Raw genomic sequence first — 19,642 nt, forward strand, 5'->3', positions numbered from 1 at the left:
CAGTCACGTTTTGCTGTGCGAGCACTGTATAACTTGTGAAGCAACACTGTCCGAAGACAGCGGCGTCCGCTACCCAGCGCCCACACTTATCGGTTGTTTGTTTGTTAAAGAACTTCGCTTCCCGGCTTTGCCGTTCAGCGCGCTGCGTTGTCTGCAGCAGAGAAACGAGATTATGCAGAGCTTTCTTCGTTTCGTCAACCGTTGCAGCAATCTTTTTTTGCTGCGGCCGGCGCTGCAAACTTCGCTGCGCCAACCTTGCGGTCGACCCCGCAACCCTTGCTGCGTCTGCCTTGCAGCGCCGCGTTGTGTTGCGAGGGGGCGAATATTAAGTGAGCGTGCCAGGGTTGGCAAGCACTTTTTCGGAAAACTCCGAAACCGCACAAAAAGTGCAGCTACCACCGCTTTGAACAGCCTGCAACGCCCTGTATAGAATGACTGCTCCGGCCCGCCGGGCCGCCTTCTCTTATTAGATGGGGACGATCGATGACTATCCAAGCGACCTGGCAGCCGAGCCAGGGCAACACCATCTGCCACCTGAGCAACGGTACCGCCAAATGGCAGGCCGACCTGGATGCCTCGGCGGGCGGCGATACCAGCTACCCCAGCCCCCACGACTTGCTCGACTCCGCGCTGGCCGCTTGCACTACCCTGACGCTGCAGCTCTATGCCAGGCGCAAGGGCTACGCCATCGCCAGGATCGACGTGTCGATCGCCCATGAAGAATCCAACGGCACCTATTCGCTGAAGCGCGAGGTCAAGGTCAGTGGTGAACTGACGCCCCAGATCCTGGATGACCTCCTGCGGGTCGCCAACCGTTGCCCGGTACATAAGACGCTGTCCGGACAGATCGCTATCGAGACATCGATCGGCTGAGAACCGGCGAATTCCTGTTGCTGCAGCAAATGATAATCGTTATCATTTGCGACCTCGGGTTCTGACACGACCTGAGTCAGCAAATGGGTTACCGGACACGCTTCGTGTCCGGTTTTTTCTTCCCGCTCGTACCCTCAATCCAGAGCCGTTGACGCGCTCGCAAGCATCGGAATGTCATCGTCCTGACGCCGGCCCCGGGCTACTGTGCGGCTAATGCCGCTACGCCCACCCGATCGGGGGACGCCGCCGGCAGTATGTTGGCTGTCCAACGAAGGTTGCGTCGTATTCAGGCTAATCCGGCACCGCGCACTTTGTCTGCGATGCAGCGCCGGCTTACCATGATCGAAAAGCAGAACAAGAAAAAGCGCATCCAGAAGCGTCGCGAGCGGGGGAGTCCTTGACCAACTTTATTGAAGCGTATTGCTCTCAGGTACGGCTTGGGGGCGCCACCGGCGTCATCGCCAGACCCGTCCTGGTTGGGCAAGACGGTACGTACGCCATGCACTACGTGCCGTGCGAATACCTGAACACGCAGGCGCAGCTGGTGCTCGTCAGCACCACCCCGGGCCATGCCCATGTGCGGCTGGCAGCGTCCGTGACCGAGGAGCTGCTGCGCAGCCATGCGCCGGGCCGCGTGATCCAGCGCGAGAACAAGCGTCGGGTGGAACTGGGCGGCAAGCTGATTCGGCCAAACCTGATCCGCATGCTCGACCACTTCCGCGTACCCGAGCTGGTCCGCCTGCCACATGCCGCGGCGCTGTGGAACGAAGGCTTCGAGCGGCTGCAGCCGCTGGCCTTGCTGCCGCATGCCACTACCCGGCGCGGGCTCGCCTTCGACGGCCCCTTCGAAGATCTGATGGCGGCGCCCATGCTTCGCGAAGTCTTCGAAAACCAGTTTCTCGACACCGTCCGGCAGATGCGCACCGACGCTTTCTATATCGCGCTGGGCCGCACCGCCTGGGCCGGGCTCCGGCATGCCGTCAGCCGGCGGCTGATTGCGCGCGACCAGTTGCTGGGCATGATGCCGGTACCCGCACGAGCCGGCAGCATGGTGCGCTATTTCCTGCGCGAGCTGTCCGTCAGCGACCTGTCGCCGAAGGATCCCGTGCGCCATCGCGTGGGATGGCTTGACACCGCCCATGCCGAACTGGAAGCCAATGTCCGCAGGATCAAGGCAGCGGCAGAACCGGATCCGCATGGCTCCTGCCTTATCGCCTGAACGATTGCCCGCCTCGCAAACTGTGATGCATACGCCCCACCGAAGTGGGGTCTTGCGACGCCGTCTGGCGTCGATAACGCTTCTTGAGGAAACTGACCTCCTCGCATTCCCGATTGGCGGCCCCACGTGGGCCGCAATTTTTTTGTGCGGCCGGTGCGCGATGCGCATGGTGATGGGCACGAGCCTTGCGTCACGCCCCGTGGCCATATTCCCTCCCGGATCGACCATGAGTGCCACGCCTGCCCTGCGCCTCGCCTTGTGTGCCGCGCTGCTGCTGCCGCAGCTTGCCGTTCAGGCCGCGGACGAACAGCCCGGACTATCGGTGTCCGCGCGCAAGCCGGGAGCAGCGCTGCCAGATGGCTGGAAGAATTTACCGGTGGCCAACGGCAAGGCGCAAACCAGCTATCAGCTGGTGGCCGACGGCCGCGCGACGGTGCTGCAGGCCGACGCCGAGCACTCAGCCTCGGCGCTGCTGCACGCGGGCGATGTGAATCTCTCACGCACGCCCGTGGTGGCGTGGCGCTGGAAGGCGCAAGGCCCGATTCCCGGTGCGGACAATAGCGACGGCGCCCATGAGGATGCGCCGGCCCGGCTGGTGTTCTTCTTCGAGGGCGACACGAGCAAGCTCTCGCTAGGTGACCGCGCGGCGATGCAGATCGCCAAGAGTCTCGCCGGTGAAGAACTGCCCTATGCCACGCTGATGTATGTGTGGTCCGACAGTGCCGAGCCGGGCAGCGTCATCCCCAACCCGCATACCGGCCGCGTGCAGATGATCGTCGTCTCTGGCGCGCAAGGCGATGCCGGTAAATGGCAAAGCCTGCGCCGTAACGTCGTGCAGGACTACGAACGGGTGTTCCATGAGCAACCGGGCCCGCTCAAGGCGTACGGCATCATGACCGATACCGACAACACCCACAGTGCCGCCCGCGCCTGGTATGGCGACATCCGCTTCCTGCCTGCCAACTAGGCCGGCGGGGGCGTCTGCGCGGCACTGTGCCTCAGTACCTGCGATACCTGCGCCATCAGTTCGGCCCCGTCGGCGGCGGCACGCCCCTGCGCCTGCAGCGCCTCGCGCACGCTGACCACCTTGCGCGGATCATAGTGGCGCCCGCTGTCGATCGCTGCCTCGAAGGCATTGGCACGCGCGTTGATCTGCGCCGGGTCGGCACTTACCAGCAGCACCGCATGCGCCAGGACCAGGTGCCGTTGCCCATCCGGCGACTGCATGGCCGCCGGCGCGCGCCGCCAGTACTGCGCGGTGCCGGCGATCTTGCGGGCCGCCTCCGGCGGTCCCCACGCGAGATTGAAGCGGCCGTCGCAGAACGAGCCGGCCACCGCCTGCCAATGGGTCGGCACGCACAGCGCCAGCAGCCCCTTGCCGATGACATCGCACAGGTGCAGGTAGACCCCATCGCTGAGCGCACCCGGCGGCTGGCCGACGCTATAGGCCAGGCTCAGGTTGAGGATGCCCGGGCCTTGCGGCACCAGTCCCCCGCCCGACATGCGCAGGAACACCGGACAGCCTTGCCGGGCGAACTCGGCGCGCGCCGCCTCGAAGCCGGCATGCCGCTGATAGGTACGCGGCACCACCAGCGACAGTGGCGCTTCCCACAGTTGCGCGACCTGCCGGCCCTGCGCGGCGAACTCGAGCAAGGCCAGTTCGTCCTGCAGCGGATCCGCATGCGGCTGGCCGGCAGGCGCGGGCTCGACGAACTCAAAAGGCATGGCGCGGCAGCGGTCTTGGCCGGTCGGGTAACGATAGGCCGAGTCTAGCAAGGCTAACCGTTGAGCGCATCGAAATAGGCCAGCGCCTTCGACGCATACATCGCGCCCGGGCCGCCGCCCATCTCGATATTGAGCGCCAGCACTTCGGCCAGTTGATCGCGCGTGGCGCCGTGGCGCAACGCCTGTGCCGTGTGGAACAGCACGCAGTCGTCGCAGCCCTTCTGCACGGCCAGCGCCACCGCGACCAGTTCCTTGACCGCGGCCGGCAGGCTGCCTTCCTGCGTGGCGGCCTTCATCAGGCCCTGGAATGCGCTCATGGCCGCGGGCTGGGCCTGCGCGAGCGCGGCGAACTGCTTGTTGATCTGGGCGAGGCGGGTCTTCAGTTCAGTGCTCATAAAAGCTGTCGTCCTGATTCGGTGGATGGAGGACAAAGGCGGGCGGCAGCGCACGCCGCCGCCCGCGCCGCGGCATCAGCCGCCGAGGTGCTGCCTGAGCAGCGCGTTGAAGTCGTTGGCCTTCTCCATCTGGCTCATATGGCCGGCGTCGGCAAAGACCTTGACGGTAGCGCCGGGCGGCGCCGCCTCGGCATGTTCCGCCGGGATGATGCGGTCCTGGCCGCCCCACACCACCAGCACGCGCTTGCCGCTGCCGGCCAGCCGCTGGCCGGGCTGCTCCTTCTGCCTGCCGCCGGCGAACAGGTCCTGGCCCAGGGAGGTCAGCGCTTCGGTCACGCCATCCAGCCGCTTGTAGCGCAGCAGGTCGTCGAGCATCTGCCGGCTGACCAGCCCGGCATCCGCGAACAGCAGTTCGATCACCGGCTTCAGCTCTCGCCGCGACTGCGCATTGACGAAGCCCTCGGTATAGCCGCTGTTGACCGCTTCGCCAAAGCCCACCGGCGACACCAGTGCCACCGACAACACCCGCTGCGGCGAGTCCACGGCGAGCTGCGCCGCCACGCCGCCGCCCATCGAATGGCCGACCAGGTGCGCCGCGTCGATCCCGGTCTCGTCCATGAAGCGCGCTACAAAGCCGGCCATCTGCGCCAGCGTCGTGCCCGCGAGCCGCGGCGACGACTGTCCATGGCCGGGAAGGTCCAGTGCCACGACCGTGTACGCGTCGGCAAGGGGATCGAGGTTGAACAGCCAGTTGTCCAGGTCACCGCCAAAGCCGTGGATGAAGAGCACGGTCTCGGCGCCGCTGCCCTTGCGGGCGTAGCGGACGCGGACGCCGTCCACCTCGGCGAACTGGTACGCGGCGGCAGCGTCTTCCTCGTCGCCGTCGTCCGCGGGCGCTTCATAAGCCGATACATACGCGTCGATATCCGCATCGCTCACCTCCGCCGGGGCCAGCACGCCAAGCAACGCCTTGACCGGCAGCACGTCGCCGGCCTGCGCCACCTTGCGGCGCAGCGTGCCGGCATCCGGCGCCTCCACCGCATTGGCGATCTTGTCGGTTTCCACATCGAGGATCGGCATGCCCACGCTGATCTCGGCGCCCTCGTCGACCAGCCAGGCATTGACCGTGCCTTCCTTCATCGACAGGCCCCACTTGGGCATCACGATCGGGGTAATTGCTGCGCTTGCCATCACTGCTTGCCTCCCTTCACCGTCTTGCGCGCGGCAGCAGCAATCTGCGCGGCGCCGGGGATATACAGGTCTTCCAGCGTCGGCGAGAACGGCACCGGCGTATGCGGCGGGCACACCATCTCGATGCCGGCCTTGAGCGCGCCGAAGGCCTGCTGCGCGACCTGCGCGGAGATATCGGTGGCGATATTGCAGCGCGGGCTGGCTTCATCCACCACCACCAGGCGGCCGGTGTTCTCGACCGATTCCAGCACCGTGTCAATGTCCAGCGGCGACAGCGTGCGCAGGTCGATCACTTCCGCTTCGATGCCTTCCTTCGCCAGCGTGGCCGCCGCCTCCAGCGCGCGGTGCACCATCAGCCCGTAGGTGACGATCGACACGTCCTTGCCGTCGCGCACGATATTGGCCTCGCCAAACGGGATCGCGTACGCGCCCTCCGGCACCTCGCCTTCCAGCCCGTACAGGTTCTTGTGCTCGCAGAAGATCACCGGGTCGTTGTCGCGGATCGCCTGGATCAGCAGGCCCTTGGTGTCATACGGCGTTGACGGGCATACCACCTTGAGCCCGGGGATATGCGTGAACAGTGGCGTCAGCATCTGGCTGTGCTGCGCGGCGGCACGAAAGCCCGCGCCGACCATGGCGCGGATCACCACCGGGGTTTCGGCCTTGCCACCGAACATGTAGCGGAACTTGGCCGCCTGGTTGAAGATCTGGTCGAAGCACACGCCCATGAAGTCGATGAACATCAGCTCGGCGATCGGGCGCATGCCACAGGCCGCGGCGCCGATGGCCGCGCCCACATAGGCCGACTCCGACAACGGCGTATCCAGCAGCCGGTCGCCATGCTTGGCATAGAGTCCCTTGGTCACGCCCAGCACGCCGCCCCAGGCGTCCTTCTCGCCATCCGCGCCGGCGCCGCCGACGATGTCTTCGCCCAGCATGATGACGCTGGGGTCGCGGGTCATTTCCTGGTCGATCGCCTCGTTGATCGCCAGCTTGATGCTCAGTTTGCGAGCCATGTTTGTCTCCTGATAGTTCGGTTAGCCGTCTGGTTGGCGAGAGGCGATCAGTAGCTGACGTAGACGTCGGTGAGCAGGTCTTCCGGGCCGGGCAGCGGCGCGGCCTTGGCTTCCTGCACGGCGTGCTCGATCAGCGCGGCGACTTCGCGGTCGATGGTGTCGAGTTCCTCGCGCGCGACCACGCCGGCCTGCGTCACGGTGCGGGCGAACAGCTTCAGGCAGTCCTTGTTGGCGCGGATATCGTCGAGTTCGCCGGCGGCGCGATAGGTCTGCGCATCGCCCTCGAAATGGCCGTAGAAGCGCACCATCTTGCATTCGAGCAGCGACGGGCCGCCGCCTTCGCGCGCGCGGCGGATCACTTCGCCCGCGGCCTCGTGCACGGCGAAGAAGTCGGTGCCGTCGACAGTCACGCCGGGGATGCCGAAGCCGGCGGCGCGGTCGACGTAGCTGTCCACCGCGGTGCCATAGTCACGCGAGGTCGACTCGGCATAGCCGTTGTTCTCGATCACGAAGATCACTGGCAGGTTCCACACCGCGGCCAGGTTCAGGCTTTCCAGGAAGGTGCCCTGGTTGGAAGCGCCGTCGCCGCAGAAGGTGATGCCGACCTCGCCCTTGCCGCGGAACTTGGCCGCCAGCGCGGCGCCGCAGACCAGCGGCGCACCCGCGCCCAGGATGCCGTTGGCGCCCATCATGCCCTTGGACAGGTCGGCGATATGCATCGAGCCGCCCTTGCCGTTGCATGAACCGCCCTTCTTGCCATAAATCTCCATCATCATCGCCACCGGATCCACACCCTTGGCAATGCAGTGGCCGTGGCCGCGGTGCGTGCTGGCGATGCGGTCGCCATCGTGCAGGTGGTGCAGGATGCCGACGCCCGCGGCCTCCTCGCCCGCATACAGGTGGACGAAGCCCGGGATGTCGCCACGCGCGAAGTCCACGTGCAGGCGTTCCTCGAAATCGCGGATGGTGCGCATCTTCCGGTACACCGTCAGCAGGGTCTCCTTGTCTAGCGGCAGCAAGGCGGAAGCTTGTGAAGCTCTGGCTGTCATGTCTGTCTCCTTCGTTCTATCAAGGTTTGCACTTCAGGAAAGGCAGGAAAGCAACGGGTTGCTGCTGCGCATCAGCCGATGCTGCGCGGCATAGCGCATGCAGCCCGCCACGTCGATGCTGCGAAAAGCGTGTTCATGCAGGGTCACGGTGACTTCGTCGTCAGGGCCGAAGGCCAGCTCGCGTTCGCCGTCGAGCGCGACAATGCCGCTGCGCTGGCGCACGCGGTGCGGGCGGCCGTGTTCAAGACGCTGCCAGCCGGCGACCGGCACCGTGCACAACAGTCCCGGCGCGATCGGCGCGCGCAGGTCGAATTCGCCCTCGCCCGGCGCGGCCAGCTCGATCGCCAGGCCGCCGGGATCGCGCCGGCCCAGCGGTTCGAGCAGCCCGGCGATGGCCGACAGGCCGATGGCCTGCGGATCGGCGAACGACACATAGACCGCTGCGAGCGTGTCGGTCTTCCACAAGGCGCGCGCGCCGATGAAGTGTTCGTGCGAGATCACCGCATCCACCAGCGCGATGTCGCGGCGAAAGCCGCCATCGCCGTCGCGGATGACGATGTCGAGCCGCTTGTTGGAGGCCAGCGCGTGCTTGTCGGGGACGCGCCCGGTGGCGTAGAGCCCGGTGGCGAGGCCGGTGACGGTAGGCTCGCGCATCTCGGGGTAGGCGTTGTTGGTGCCGGTCGACAGGCCGGCGATGGGAACCCCGCCGCATTCGCGCACCACCGCGCGGTGGGTGCCGTCGCCGCCGAGCACGATGATGGCGGCCACGCCGGCGTCGGCCATGCCGCGCGCGGCGTGCAGCGTGTCGTCGACGCGCGCGGTCACGGGCATATCGAGGTATTCGACGGCAGGCAGGCCGGAGTCGGGTCCCTGCCGGCGCGCCAGGTGCCGCGCTAGCATGACGCGCAGTCCTTCGCGGTCCGGCATCATCAGCACGCGGCCCACGCCGCATGCCGCCAGCGCGGACAGCAGGCGCAGCACGATATTGACGCGATCGGCCAGCTGCAGGCTGTTGGCGTTGGCGATCACGCGGCGGATATCGCGCGCGGAAATCGGGTTGGCGATGATGCCGACCAGTGGCGTGCCGGCGCCGGTTGCGTGCCCCATTGCCTGTCTCCTGTTGTCATTGTGGTGACAGGCAAATTGCAATGGCTGTGCCAGCGCGCGCAGGGCGAAAAACGCGCAAAAACCGAGGGATTACCCGCGGCGAAAAGGCAAGACGGGGCGGTGCGCTGTGACAGGTGTCACAGCACAGGTGTACAGCGGGTGGACAACCGTATCGCGCGACCGCTCAGTGAATGGGCTTGCCGCCTTCATCGTCGGCCCCGTCGCGCCGGTTAGGCGACTGGATGCCATAACGCTCCATGCGCCGGTACAGCGTCATGCGGCTGATGCCGATCTGGCGCGCGACCGCGCTCAGGTTCCAGCCGGAAGCGCGCAGGTACTGCATCAGCAGCATGCCTTCAGGCGGCAGCTGGTGCGGGTCGAATGGGGCGGCGGCGCTGTCGCCGGCAACCTGCGCAGCTTGTGCCGGCGCAGCGGCGATGGCCGCGATCCCGAGGCCGTCGGGCAGGTCGTGCTCATCGATATAGCCGCCGGTGCAGACGGCGCGCGCGTATTCCAGCACATTGCGCAGCTCGCGCAGGTTGCCCGGCCAGCTATGGCGATGCAGCCGCTCGCGTGCCGCCGGCGACAGCGTTACGGGTGCGGCGGCGCCTTCCTGCAGCAGCTTGGCCATCAGCCAGTCGAGGTCGTGGCGTGCGCGCAGCGGCGGCAGTTCAAAACGGGCGCCGTTCAGGCGGTAGAAGAGGTCTTCGCGGAAGCGTCCCTCGGCGACCAGTTGCTCCAGGCTGTGGTGCGTCGCCGAAATGACGCGCAGCCGCACCGGCACCGGCCGCGCGGCGCCGACCGGCAGCACCTCGCCTTCGGCCAGCACGCGCAGCAGCCGCGACTGGAGCTCGCGCGGCATGTCGCCGATCTCGTCCAGGAACAGCGTGCCGCCGTCCGCTTCCTGGATCAGCCCGCGCTTGCCGCGCGGGCCGGCGCCGGAGAAGCTGTTGGGCAGGTGGCCGAACAGCTCGCTCTCGATCAGCGTTTCCGGGATCGCCGCGCAGTTCACCGCGATGAACGGGCCGCCGCGGCGGGCGCTGGCCTGGTGCAGGGCCTTGGCGAAGAATTCCTTGCCGCTGCCGGTCTCGCCGTGGATCAGCAGGTTGATCGGCGAATCGACCAGCCGCGCGGCGCGCTGCAATTGCTGCTGCAGCGCAGCGTCACCGCCGGTCAGCGCGGCCAGCGCCTCGGGCATAACCACCGGCGCTTCCTTCGCGGGAGCCTGCCAGCGCAGCGCGGGTGGCATCACGCTCAGGTATAGCAGCCCGCCGCTGCGGTTCAGCGCCACCAGCCGCTGCTCGCTGGGCCGGGAGTAGACATAGTTGCCCAGGTCTTCCAGCCGGGCGCCGAACAGCGTTTCGAACCGCTGGCCGAGCACGGTGGCGCCGGCCGCGCCGCCCAGCTCGCCCTCCAGCATCAGCCGGGCGCGGTGGTTGTGGCCGACGATGCGGCCGACCTCATCCAGCGCCAGCAGGTATTCGGGATTGACGTCGACGAACTCCGGCGCCACGTTCAGCTTCAGGATCCAGTCGCGCCGGTGCGCGCGCAGGAAGTTGGCGTTCTCGATATGCGCGGCATAGATGCGTACCAGCTGCAACGCCAGCCCCTGGCTGTCCTTGGCGTGCGGCGAGGTCAGCGCGGAGATGTCGAGGATGGCGTGCAGGTTGCCGTGCGTGTCGAACAGCGGCGCGGCGGTGCAGGTCAGCGGGATATGGGTTGCATCGAAATGGTCGGCCTGGTGCACCGTCAGTGCCTGGCCGGTGACCAGCGCCGTTCCCACCGCGCAGGTGCCGGCGCCGCTCTCGCTCCATTCCGCGCCGAGGTAGAGGCCGGCGTGCCGCAGTGCGGCATCGGTGCGCGCATCGCCGATATAGTCGACCGTCACGCCTTGCGCATCGGTCAGCAGCACCACGTAGCCCAGTGCGGCCACTTGCCCGTACAGGCTCTGCAGGCCGTGGCGCGCGATGCGCGCGAAATCGTCGATGCGTTCCTGGTGTTCGCGCAGCCGCGGCTGCGGCAGGATGCGCGCTTCCTGCATGCGCGAGGGATCGAGCCCGTACTGGTGCACGCAGCGCCGCCATGAGTTCTGGATGATGGCGTCGTGCGCGATCCGGTCCGCCAGCACGGCGGGCGGGGCTAGGTATGTGGTGGCCTGGACCACCGTCTCGATGTGCTCGCGTTGCCGCAGGTCCATCGCTGTCTCCTGGTCGTCGCTGCCGTCGGCCCCGGGAGCCTGCTGAGGGGGGTGAATCGGGCGGACTGTGCGGGCGCGTGCCTGGGTGGCCACGCCTCTGTCTGGTCTCGGCCTTCTAATGTATCCGAGCGCGTCGGCGAGATGCAAACCAGAATGGCAGGCAGGAATCAGGAGACGTCGGCCAGCGCACGCCGCAAGTGCGGCGTGCGCCATACCGGATGGCTCAAAGTGCGGCGTTGGCCTTGAGGCTGCGCGCCGCGCCGGCGGCGATCTCGAAGGAGCGCAGGCGCGCCTGGTGGTCGTAGATCTGGCCGGTCAGCATCAGCTCGTCCGGCTGCAGGTCGTCGACAAAGCGCTGCATGCCGGCGCGCACCGAGTCCGGATCGCCCACCACCGAGCACGCCAGCGAGCGGCGGATATGGTCGGCCTCGCTCTCGGTCCACAGCGACTCGATGTCGTCCACCGGCGGGCGCAGTTGCCCCGGCGTGCCCCGCACCAGTGCCAGGAACTGCTGCTGCAGCGAGCTGAACAGGCGGCGCGCCTCATCGGCGCTGTCCGCGGCAAAGACGTTGAAGCCGAGCATCACGTACGGGCGATCCAGCGCTTCAGAGGGCCGGAAGGTGCGACGGTAGAGGTCGAGCGCCTGGCGCATGAAGCCCGGCGCGAAGTGCGAGGCAAACGCGAACGGCAGGCCCATGGCCGCGGCCAGCTGCGCGCTGAACAGGCTCGAGCCCAGCAGCCAGATCGGCACCTTCAGGCCGGCACCGGGAACGGCGCGCAGGCGCTGGCCAGGGCGCACGTCATCGAAATACGCCTGAAGCTCTTCCACGTCCTGCGGGAAGGTATCGGCGCTGTCGCTGGTCAGATGGCGGCGCAACGCGCGCGCGGTGGCCTGGTCGGTGCCGGGCGCGCGGCCCAGTCCCAGGTCGATGCGGCCCGAGTACAGCGAGGCCAGCGTGCCGAACTGCTCGGCGATCACCAGCGGCGAATGGTTGGGCAGCATCACGCCACCGGAGCCCACGCGGATGGTCTGCGTGCCGTTGGCGACATAGCCGATCAGCACCGCGGTGGCGGCGCTGGCGATGCCGGGCATGTTGTGGTGCTCGGCCAGCCAGTAGCGGTGGTAGCCCAGTTGCTCGGCATGGCGCGCCAGGTCGAGCGAGTTACGCATGGCCTGGCCGGCGTCGCTGCCCTGCGGGATGGGAGCCAGGTCGAGCACCGAGTAAGCGATGCCGTTGCCGGCGGGGAGAGAGTCGCGATTCATGTTGTGGTCTGGCGGGCGGCGTACGCCACACGTGCGCCGCCCGCTGCTATGCGGATGGTTCGCTATGTTAGTGAGCCTGCGCGGAACGTGCTGGCGACGGATTTGCGGCCCTGCGGGCGGCGTGGGTATGTGGGTATCCGCCGGACCAGCGCCCGACGGCAAGGATTGAGCCTCGCGCCGCTTGCCCTTACCATTCAGCCCGATGCGAAGGAACGATCGATGACTCTCAAGACACTGGACGGCGCGCTGGCCCTGCTGACGCACTTCACCGTGCGCCAGCCCACCTGGGGCGTGCGCGAACTGGCCAAGCACAGCGGCGTGCATTACGCCGTGGTGCACCGCGTGCTGGCGACCTTTGCCGCCAACGGCTTCCTGGTACAGGACGCGGCCACCGGCAAGTATTCGCTGGGGCTGCGGCTGTTCGAGCTGGGGCAGGTGGTGCGCAAGAGCTTCTCGCCGGACGAGATCGTGCGCCCGGTTCTGGAAAAGCTGGCAGCGCAAAGCGGCGAGACCGTATTCCTGTCGTGGCTCGACGGCCATGAAGGCCTGTGCGTGGGGCTGGTGCAGAGCCAGCACCAGCTGCGTTTCTCGATCGAGCTGGGCGAGCGCTTTGCGCTGTACGCGGGGGCGCATGCCAAGGCGATGCTCGCCTTCCAGGACGATGCCTTCCGCGACGAAGTCTACCGCCAGGGCATGGCGCGCGTGGGCCCTCACACCACGCTGGACCGCGAGCGCATCGAGCAGCAGCTTGCCGAGGTGCGCGAACGCGGCTGGGCCCATACGCGCGAGGAAGCCGCGGCCAGCGTGGCCGGGCTGGCACTGCCGCTGTGGTCGCGCGACCGCAGCGCGGTGGTGGGCTCGGTGGCGATTGCCGGGCCGCAGCAGCGCCTGGACGAGGCCGCCGTGCCGCGCCTGCTGGAGGCCTTGCGCGACGCCAGCGGCCGGCTGGAAGACGTGATCGGCTTCGTGCGCTGACGCCAACGTTCAGTCAGCTCGATCACGCAAGCAGCGCCTTTCCCACTTCGCCGCCCAGCACCCGCTTGCCGATCGCATGGCCCAGCGCCCGATAGCTTTCCCATTGGGCTTCATCGAAGAACTGGTCGCTGGTGCTTTCCTGCGGGAAGGCCGGGTGCGTGGCGCCATAGTGCCGCACGTCGGCCGGCGCCCATGACACCAGCCGCGGCTTGAGCAGCACGATGCGGCAGACCTGCGCGCGCGGCGCCGCGCACGCCGGATCGGTGCGGTACACGTTGAGCAGCACCGCGCATTTGTCGGCGGCAGGGTCGCTGCCCGTCACACCAGGCATGAAATCGTCCGGCACGCCGAAGACGCGGCTCAGCACGGGATGCGTGGCGGCCTCGGTATCGACCACGATCTCCAGGCCATGGTCAATGCGCGCGAGCCGGATCAGGTTGGCGAGGTCGCCGAAGCGATAGTCCGGATCGCCGCCACAATCGCACAGCACGATCAGCGCGACGTCCCGGCCCGGACGCAGCAGCTCGTAGACACCGGTGTTGTCGAAATGGCCGCCGTCCGACAGGTATTGCCAGCCGCGCCGCGTGCCATGGAAGCGGGCGCTCAGCTCGCACCCGAGGTAGTACTGCGTGCGGAACATGCCGGCGGCCAGCCACGGATGCGTGGCGCGTTCGGGATGGCGCCACCGCTCGCCCTCGGCTCCGCCCTGGCGCGCATACCTGGCCGGGTACGAGGGCCACCACGTGCCCAGCCGCAGGTTGGCCAGGCCCAGCAGCAGCGAGGTCCCGAGCGTGGTGGCCCGGCCCAGTCCCGTTGACACCACCGCCCCCGAGATGGCGATCCAGTCGCCCACCGTGAGCGATTGCGACAGCTTGCCCGATGCGGGCCATGACGCATCCGGGCAGCACTGCCGGCCGTCGATGGTGAAGCGCGCATAGGCATCCGGCGCGATGGTGGCCGCGGCGCCCGGCCGTGCCACGCTGGCGCCGGGCGCCAGGCACAACGGCTTGCCTTTGCGGTCGCGCTGGACCAGTTGCTCGGCCGGATCGACGGTCAGGTTCAGCGTCGCGTTGATCAGGTGCAGCGGCGCCAGCACGCGCGGATCGTAATAGGCGTTGAGGCCGAGCTGGTCGCCGGGCACGGGCTCCGCCACGCTGAAGCGCGCGCGCCGGCGGCGGTCCGCCACCGGATCGGGATCGGGCGCGGCAAAGCGCTCGCCGTTGGACGCGCCAAGGTAGGCGCGCGTGAGGCGCGCCGCATAGAAGGGCTGCAGCGTGGACAGGTTGAGGAACCCGGTAAAGCGGCCGGCGACCAGCGCCAGCACCAGCGCCACGACAGTCAGCATTGCCAGCGCCGGCCCGGTGTAGGCCGTGCCGTACACCAGCCAGTCGACCGGCTCGCGGCCATCCCAGCGCACCCACAGCACCAGCCACGACCACAGCACGAACAGCAGCAGCGCCAGCACCGCCGCGGCCGCGCCGGCCAGCAACGAGACCGGCAAGCGCGCCCACAGTGCGCGCCAGGCGGTGTCGGCGCTGCCCTTGCGGCCTGCGTCGAGCCAGCGCGCGCCGTAGCGCACCAGCCAGACCAGCACGCCAAGCACGCCCGCGGGCAGCGCCGCGCCCCACGGATGATGAGCGGCATGGGCATACAGGTAGGCGGTTCGCGCGACCGTATCGGCCACGCCCAATGCCGCCAGCCACAGCGTCAGCGTGACCGCAGTGCGCAGCGCACGCGTGGCGCGCACGCGATAGCCGGACACGGTGCGCGGCTCGCCCTGCAGCATCACCAGGCAGCTCAGCACGCCCAGCCACGTCAGCACACCCAGCGCGGCAAAGAGCTGCGCCGGAACGTGGTTGGCACCGAGCCATTCCGACCAGTGCGCGGCCGCCAGCAACAGCAGGCCGAGCAGCGTCGCCACCAGCGGTGCTGGGCTGAGAAAGCGCGCCGGCGCCTGCGGATCGTTGGCGCGCGGGTAGACCAGCCAGTATGCCAGGCCGGGCGGCACCGCGCCGATCACCACCGTAACCAGCGGCAGCCACAGCCAGGGGCTCCACCAGATCGCGCACTCGCCCTGGTTGAAGGCCTGCCGCGCATCGTGCAGCAGGTCCATCTCATAGCGCCCGAACCCGTACCACGCTCCCGCGGCGCCATGCAGCAGCAGCGCGAGCAGGGCCAGCAACGCCAGCAGCGCGCTGCCGATCACGTAGTGCATGGCCAGCCAGTTGCGCACCACCAGGGCGGCGGCATAGAGGTTGTCGCCCGCGCCCGTGGGCGACAGGTAGCGACCGTTCTCGCGCAGCCACGCGAGCGCGCCGCGGCCGGGATCGGCGGCATAGGAGACCGAGGTGTGGATGCGCCCGGGCGGCTCGCATTGCAGCGTGTGGTAGGCGTCGGCCGCGGCCTGGACCGGGCCGGTGCCGCGGCGCAGGCGGCCCGGCACGAACAGGCTGACGAAGAAGGCCCCGAGGTAGCCGCCGCCGCTGACGGTGGACAAGTAGTCGAACTGGGCCAGCAGCGAGGCCATCCCGGGCACGGCCTGCGCCGCGGCGGCGGTGTTCGCCGCGGGCGTCGGAGGAGCCTCGGTGTTCGCGGCGGTGGCAAGCGTGCGCGCCGGCATGTCGGTGCCGGCCATCGCCTGCATCACGCCCAGGCAGAACGTGGCGCTGCGGATGCCGCCGCCGGAAAGCGCCAGCGCCCAGTTGCGCTGGCGCTCCTGCGTGCGCGGCGAGATGCCGAGCTGGCGGCGCCGATGCGCGACGCGGGCCGCTTCGTCGCCGAAACCGTGGTCTTCCGCAGCCATGGGCGCCTCCCGTAGCAGTCGCTCTGCGCCAAGTATAGGCAACGGCGCATGGTCGATATTCGCCCAGCCACCGGCGGCGATTGCGCGTTAACCCTGATTGTTGCGCGTCTGGGCGAGGCCTAGCATTTCTCTGTATAAGAGACGTTGTCTCTTAAATAGAGACACAAAGCAGTCAGTCATGCTCAAGACCCTGGACGGCGCGCTCGCGCTCCTCACCCATTTCACCGCTCGCCAGCCCAGCTGGGGCGTGCGCGAACTGGCGCGCGAAAGCGGCGTGCACCAGGCCGTCGTGCATCGCGTACTCGCCACGTTTGCCGCCAATGGCTTCCTGACGCGGGACAGCGTCGGCCGCTATGGGCTGGGCTTGCGCTGGTTCGAACTCGGTCAAGTGATGCACAAGGCGTTTTCGCCGGCGGCAGTGGTCCAGCCCGCGCTGGAGGCGCTGGCGCAGGAAAGCGGCGAAACGGTTTTCCTGTCGTGGCTGGACGGTCACGAAGGCCTGTGCACGGACATCGCCCAGAGCCAGCACCAGCTGCGCTTTTCGATCGAGGTGGGCCAGCGCTTCGCGCTGGACGCCGGCGCGCATGCCAAAGCGATCCTCGCATTCCAGCCGGAAGCGTTCCGGCGGCAGGTCATCGGCGACGCGCCGGAACTGGCCGCGCAACTGGCCCAGGTCCGCGCCGACGGCTTTGCCTATACCTGCGAGGAATCCGCGGCCACGGTGGCGGGGCTGGCATTGCCGCTGCACCACCGCGACACCCAGGCGGTGGTGGGATCCCTCGCCATCGCCGGCCCGCTGCAGCGGCTGACGCGCGAGGCCGTGCCGCGGCTGCTGGAAGCGCTGCGCGCGGCGCGAAAGACGATCGGCCCGGTGGCGGGCTTCATGCGATAGCGGGTCGGGATTGCCGGCCCACGCAAACGCGCGCACACGACACACAAAACCAGACAACACTACGGGGAGCGGTGGAAGACATGACCATGCCAACACAACTGAACGCGCCAATGGCGGCGCAGCCCGCGACACGGTCGCGCTTTATGGAGCCTTTGCTGCTGCTGGTATCGGTGGCGCTGTCGGTATTCGGCGCCATGATCGGCATGCAGCTGATCGTGTCGCTGGGGATCTCGGCCAATACCTCGATCATCGGCGCGCTGATCGCGATCGTGTTTTCGCGCATCCCGCTGGAGATCACGCGGCGCTTCCGCGTGCTGGAGCGGCAGAACCTGGTCCAGACCGCGATCTCGTCGGCCACCTTCGGCGCCGCCAACTCGCTGATGATCCCGATCGGCGTGCCGTATGCGATGGGCATGCCCGAGCTGGCCACGCCGATGCTGATCGGCGCGGTGATCGCCATGTTCGTCGACGGGGCCATGCTGTACTTCCTGTTCGGCAGCAAGGTCTTCCCCGCCACCGGCACCTGGCCGGCGGGCATCGCCACCGCCGAGGCGATCTGGGCCGGCGACCGCGGCGGCCGCAAGGCGGCGTTCCTGGGCCTGGGCATTGCCGTGGGCGTGGGCGGCGCGTGGCTAGGCGTGCCGATGTCGGCCTTCGGCGCGGCGTTCCTGGGCAACCTGGCGGCGCTGACCATGTTCGGCATCGGCCTGCTGGTGCGCGGCTATTCGGTGGCCGTGACCGGCATCGATATCGCCAAGGCCTATATCCCGCATGGGCTGATGATCGGCGCGGGCATTGTCGCGCTGTTCCAGGTCGCCATGGAAATCCGCCGTGCACGCAACGCGCCGGCCGCCGACGCGCGCACCATCGAAGTCCCGGCCTCGCGCGCCAGCCGCATCCTGTCGGGCGGCTTTGTCGTGTACCTGGCGATCGCGTTGCTGATCTCGCTGCTGGCCGGGCATGTATCCGACATGTCGCTCGGCATGCTGGTCGTGTTCGTGCTGTACGCCGCCTTTGCCGCCTATGTGCACGAGCTGATCGTCGGCATCGCGGCGATGCACTCGGGCTGGTTCCCGGCCTTCGCGGTGGCGCTGATCACGCTGACCATCGGCATCCTGATCGGCTTCCCGCCAACGGCGCTGGCGGTGCTGGTGGGCTTCTCGGCCGCCACCGGGCCGGCCTTTGCCGACATGGGCTACGACCTCAAGACCGGCTACCTGCTGCGCGGCGAGGGCCGCGACATGGAGGCCGAAATCGCGGGCCGCAAGCAGCAGTTCCTGGCGGCGATGGTCGGCTTCGGCGTGGCCGCCGTGGTGGTGATCGTGTTCCACGGCACCTTCTTCTCGCAGGGCCTGATCCCGCCGGTGGACCGTGTCTATGCGGCATCGATCAAGGCCGGCTCCTCGGCGGAGATCGCGCGCAACCTGGTGATCTGGGCGATTCCCGGCGCGCTGCTGCAATGGCTCGGCGGCTCGAAGCGCCAGCTCGGCATCCTGCTCTCCACCGGCATGCTGATCGCCTCGCCGCTGGCCGGCTGGGCGGTGCTGGCGGGACTGCTGATCCGCTTCGTGGTGCAGCGCCTGCGTGGCGACAGGCACATCGCCGAAATGAGCGCCTTTGCCGGCGGCGTTATCGCGGGCGACGCGCTGTTCAGCTTCTTCGGCTCCGTCACCAAGCTGCGCAAGTAAGCCTCACCTCCGGGGCGCACGCGTTGCTGCGCCCCGCCTGTCATTACCCGAGACGTTCCATGGATATCCAAGCAATCCGCGCCGACACTCCGCTGACGGCTTCCACCATCTATCTCGACACGGCCGCGGCCTCGATTCCGCCCGACGCCGTGCTCGACACCGTGCGCAGCTACCTGCTCGATACCGGCCATGTCGGCATCTACCTGCCGGCATTCCGCAAGGAGACCTATGCGCGCGTGGAAGCCGTGCGCGGCATGCTGGCCGGACTGCTCAACTGCGCGGCCGACGAGATTGCCTTCACCAAGAACGCCACCGAGAGCATTTCCATTGCCGCGCGCGGCATCGCCTGGCAAGCGGGCGACGAAGTGCTGGTGGCCGACACCGAGATGCTGAGCAACCTGCTGCCGTGGCGCCGGCTGGAGCAGTCGCACGGCATCGTGGTGAAGATGGTGGCGGCCGATGCCGAAGGGCTGCTGAGCGCGCAGGCGTTCGAGGCCGCGATCACGCCGCGCACGCGCCTGCTGACGTTCTCGCACCTGCCTAACTCCACTGGCGCCGTGCAGCCCGCCGCGCAGATCTGCGCGGCCGCGCGCAAGCATGGCGTGCTGTCGCTGGTCAATGCCGCGCAGAGCGTGGGCATGCTGCGTTCCGATGTGGCGGAGCTCGACTGCGACTTCCTCGCCGGCTGCGGGCGCAAGGCGCTGCGCGCGACCGAAGGCTCGGGCTTCCTGTACGTGCGCCGCGCACTGATCGGTGAGGTCGAGCCGATGCTGGTGGGCTGGTGGAACGGCGCGTACGACCGCAACACCGGCGCGCTGTCGCTGGTGGCGGGCGCGAAGCGCTTCGAGGCCGGCTGCCCGATTGTGCCGGCCATCCTCGGCATGGGCACCGCCATCGACTACGTCACCGCCATCGGCATCGAAGCCATCGAAGCGCGCGTGCGCGACCTGACCGAATACGCGGTGGCGAAGTTCGCCGCGATTCCCGGCTTCGAGCTGTACGGTCCCACCGACGTGACCCAGCGCATCGGCATCGTGCCGTTCAACGTACGCGGCGTCGACCCGGCGCGCATCGTGGCTGCGCTGGAAGCGCAGCAATGCATCATCGAAGCGGGCAACTTCATGGCCGATTCGATCCTGGCGCGCTACGGCGTGTCGACCATGGCGCGCGTATCGCTGCACTACTTCAACACGCACGAAGAGATCGACCGCGTCGCCGCACTGATCCGCGCCGCCATCGCCTGAACGC

The 19,642-nt window shown here is 68.1% G+C and carries 17 protein-coding genes; 7 read left to right on the forward strand and 10 right to left on the reverse strand.

The window, feature by feature from the left end; genetic code table 11:
• The coding region (locus tag E1J61_RS37905; protein WP_207951259.1) for a hypothetical protein at positions 1 to 238 on the reverse strand (238 nt) is incomplete at its 3' end.
• Between the two features lie 245 nt (positions 239 to 483).
• On the opposite strand from E1J61_RS37905, the gene E1J61_RS27250 reads away from it, so the two are divergent.
• From E1J61_RS27250 to E1J61_RS27260, 3 genes are all read left to right on the forward strand, one after another.
• Positions 484 to 873, forward strand: coding sequence for an OsmC family protein (locus E1J61_RS27250; RefSeq protein ID WP_133097049.1), 390 nt, complete (start codon positions 484 to 486; stop codon positions 871 to 873).
• A 397-nt stretch (positions 874 to 1,270) separates the two neighbouring features.
• Complete coding sequence (locus E1J61_RS27255; RefSeq protein WP_133097050.1) at positions 1,271 to 2,092, forward strand: hypothetical protein; 822 nt, start codon at positions 1,271 to 1,273, stop codon at positions 2,090 to 2,092.
• 226 nt (positions 2,093 to 2,318) lie between these two features.
• Complete coding sequence (locus E1J61_RS27260) at positions 2,319 to 3,059, forward strand: DUF3047 domain-containing protein (RefSeq protein WP_133097051.1); 741 nt, start codon at positions 2,319 to 2,321, stop codon at positions 3,057 to 3,059.
• On the opposite strand, the gene E1J61_RS27265 is transcribed toward E1J61_RS27260, so the two are convergent.
• The 8 genes from E1J61_RS27265 to E1J61_RS27300 all read right to left on the reverse strand — a co-directional run bounded on the left by E1J61_RS27265 (position 3,056) and on the right by E1J61_RS27300 (position 12,036).
• Positions 3,056 to 3,817 (reverse strand): lipoate--protein ligase family protein, encoded by a 762-nt coding sequence (locus E1J61_RS27265; RefSeq protein ID WP_133097052.1) that lies wholly within the window; start codon positions 3,815 to 3,817, stop codon positions 3,056 to 3,058. The two genes, E1J61_RS27260 and E1J61_RS27265, sit on opposite strands and share 4 nt — an antisense overlap.
• Positions 3,818 to 3,870: 53 nt before the next feature.
• Positions 3,871 to 4,212 (reverse strand): carboxymuconolactone decarboxylase family protein, encoded by a 342-nt coding sequence (locus tag E1J61_RS27270; RefSeq protein WP_133097053.1) that lies wholly within the window; start codon positions 4,210 to 4,212, stop codon positions 3,871 to 3,873.
• 75 nt (positions 4,213 to 4,287) lie between these two features.
• Positions 4,288 to 5,403: an acetoin dehydrogenase dihydrolipoyllysine-residue acetyltransferase subunit gene (locus tag E1J61_RS27275; protein WP_133097054.1), complete on the reverse strand. Its 1,116-nt coding sequence runs from the start codon at positions 5,401 to 5,403 to the stop codon at positions 4,288 to 4,290.
• Positions 5,403 to 6,419: an alpha-ketoacid dehydrogenase subunit beta gene (locus E1J61_RS27280; RefSeq protein WP_133097055.1), complete on the reverse strand. Its 1,017-nt coding sequence runs from the start codon at positions 6,417 to 6,419 to the stop codon at positions 5,403 to 5,405. The genes E1J61_RS27275 and E1J61_RS27280 overlap by 1 nt, the downstream gene beginning before the upstream one ends.
• A gap of 47 nt (positions 6,420 to 6,466) precedes the next feature.
• Positions 6,467 to 7,468 (reverse strand): thiamine pyrophosphate-dependent dehydrogenase E1 component subunit alpha, encoded by a 1,002-nt coding sequence (locus E1J61_RS27285; RefSeq protein ID WP_133097056.1) that lies wholly within the window; start codon positions 7,466 to 7,468, stop codon positions 6,467 to 6,469.
• Positions 7,469 to 7,501: 33 nt separating this feature from the next.
• Positions 7,502 to 8,575 (reverse strand): ATP-NAD kinase family protein, encoded by a 1,074-nt coding sequence (locus tag E1J61_RS27290; RefSeq protein WP_133097057.1) that lies wholly within the window; start codon positions 8,573 to 8,575, stop codon positions 7,502 to 7,504.
• 184 nt (positions 8,576 to 8,759) lie between these two features.
• Positions 8,760 to 10,772 (reverse strand): sigma-54-dependent Fis family transcriptional regulator, encoded by a 2,013-nt coding sequence (locus E1J61_RS27295; RefSeq protein WP_133097058.1) that lies wholly within the window; start codon positions 10,770 to 10,772, stop codon positions 8,760 to 8,762.
• 223 nt (positions 10,773 to 10,995) lie between these two features.
• The gene (locus E1J61_RS27300) at positions 10,996 to 12,036 is read right to left on the reverse strand and encodes an LLM class flavin-dependent oxidoreductase (RefSeq protein ID WP_133097059.1); all 1,041 of its coding nucleotides are present in this window, start codon (positions 12,034 to 12,036) and stop codon (positions 10,996 to 10,998) included.
• Between the two features lie 219 nt (positions 12,037 to 12,255).
• On the opposite strand from E1J61_RS27300, the gene E1J61_RS27305 reads away from it, so the two are divergent.
• Complete coding sequence (locus E1J61_RS27305; protein ID WP_063237763.1) at positions 12,256 to 13,011, forward strand: IclR family transcriptional regulator; 756 nt, start codon at positions 12,256 to 12,258, stop codon at positions 13,009 to 13,011.
• Positions 13,012 to 13,033: 22 nt separating this feature from the next.
• Here the strand turns inward: E1J61_RS27305 and E1J61_RS27310 are convergent, their stop codons facing one another.
• Complete coding sequence (locus E1J61_RS27310; RefSeq protein ID WP_133097060.1) at positions 13,034 to 15,814, reverse strand: hypothetical protein; 2,781 nt, start codon at positions 15,812 to 15,814, stop codon at positions 13,034 to 13,036.
• 178 nt (positions 15,815 to 15,992) lie between these two features.
• On the opposite strand from E1J61_RS27310, the gene E1J61_RS27315 reads away from it, so the two are divergent.
• From E1J61_RS27315 to E1J61_RS27325, 3 genes are all read left to right on the forward strand, one after another.
• Complete coding sequence (locus E1J61_RS27315) at positions 15,993 to 16,706, forward strand: IclR family transcriptional regulator (RefSeq protein ID WP_133097061.1); 714 nt, start codon at positions 15,993 to 15,995, stop codon at positions 16,704 to 16,706.
• An 80-nt stretch (positions 16,707 to 16,786) separates the two neighbouring features.
• Positions 16,787 to 18,394 (forward strand): OPT/YSL family transporter, encoded by a 1,608-nt coding sequence (locus tag E1J61_RS27320; RefSeq protein WP_133097062.1) that lies wholly within the window; start codon positions 16,787 to 16,789, stop codon positions 18,392 to 18,394.
• Positions 18,395 to 18,453: 59 nt separating this feature from the next.
• Positions 18,454 to 19,638, forward strand: a complete 1,185-nt coding sequence (locus E1J61_RS27325; RefSeq protein WP_133097063.1) for an aminotransferase class V-fold PLP-dependent enzyme — start codon at positions 18,454 to 18,456, stop codon at positions 19,636 to 19,638.
• Positions 19,639 to 19,642 lie beyond the last annotated feature (4 nt).

This window comes from Cupriavidus sp. L7L (assembly GCF_004353535.1).
Classification (GTDB): domain Bacteria; phylum Pseudomonadota; class Gammaproteobacteria; order Burkholderiales; family Burkholderiaceae; genus Cupriavidus; species Cupriavidus oxalaticus_A.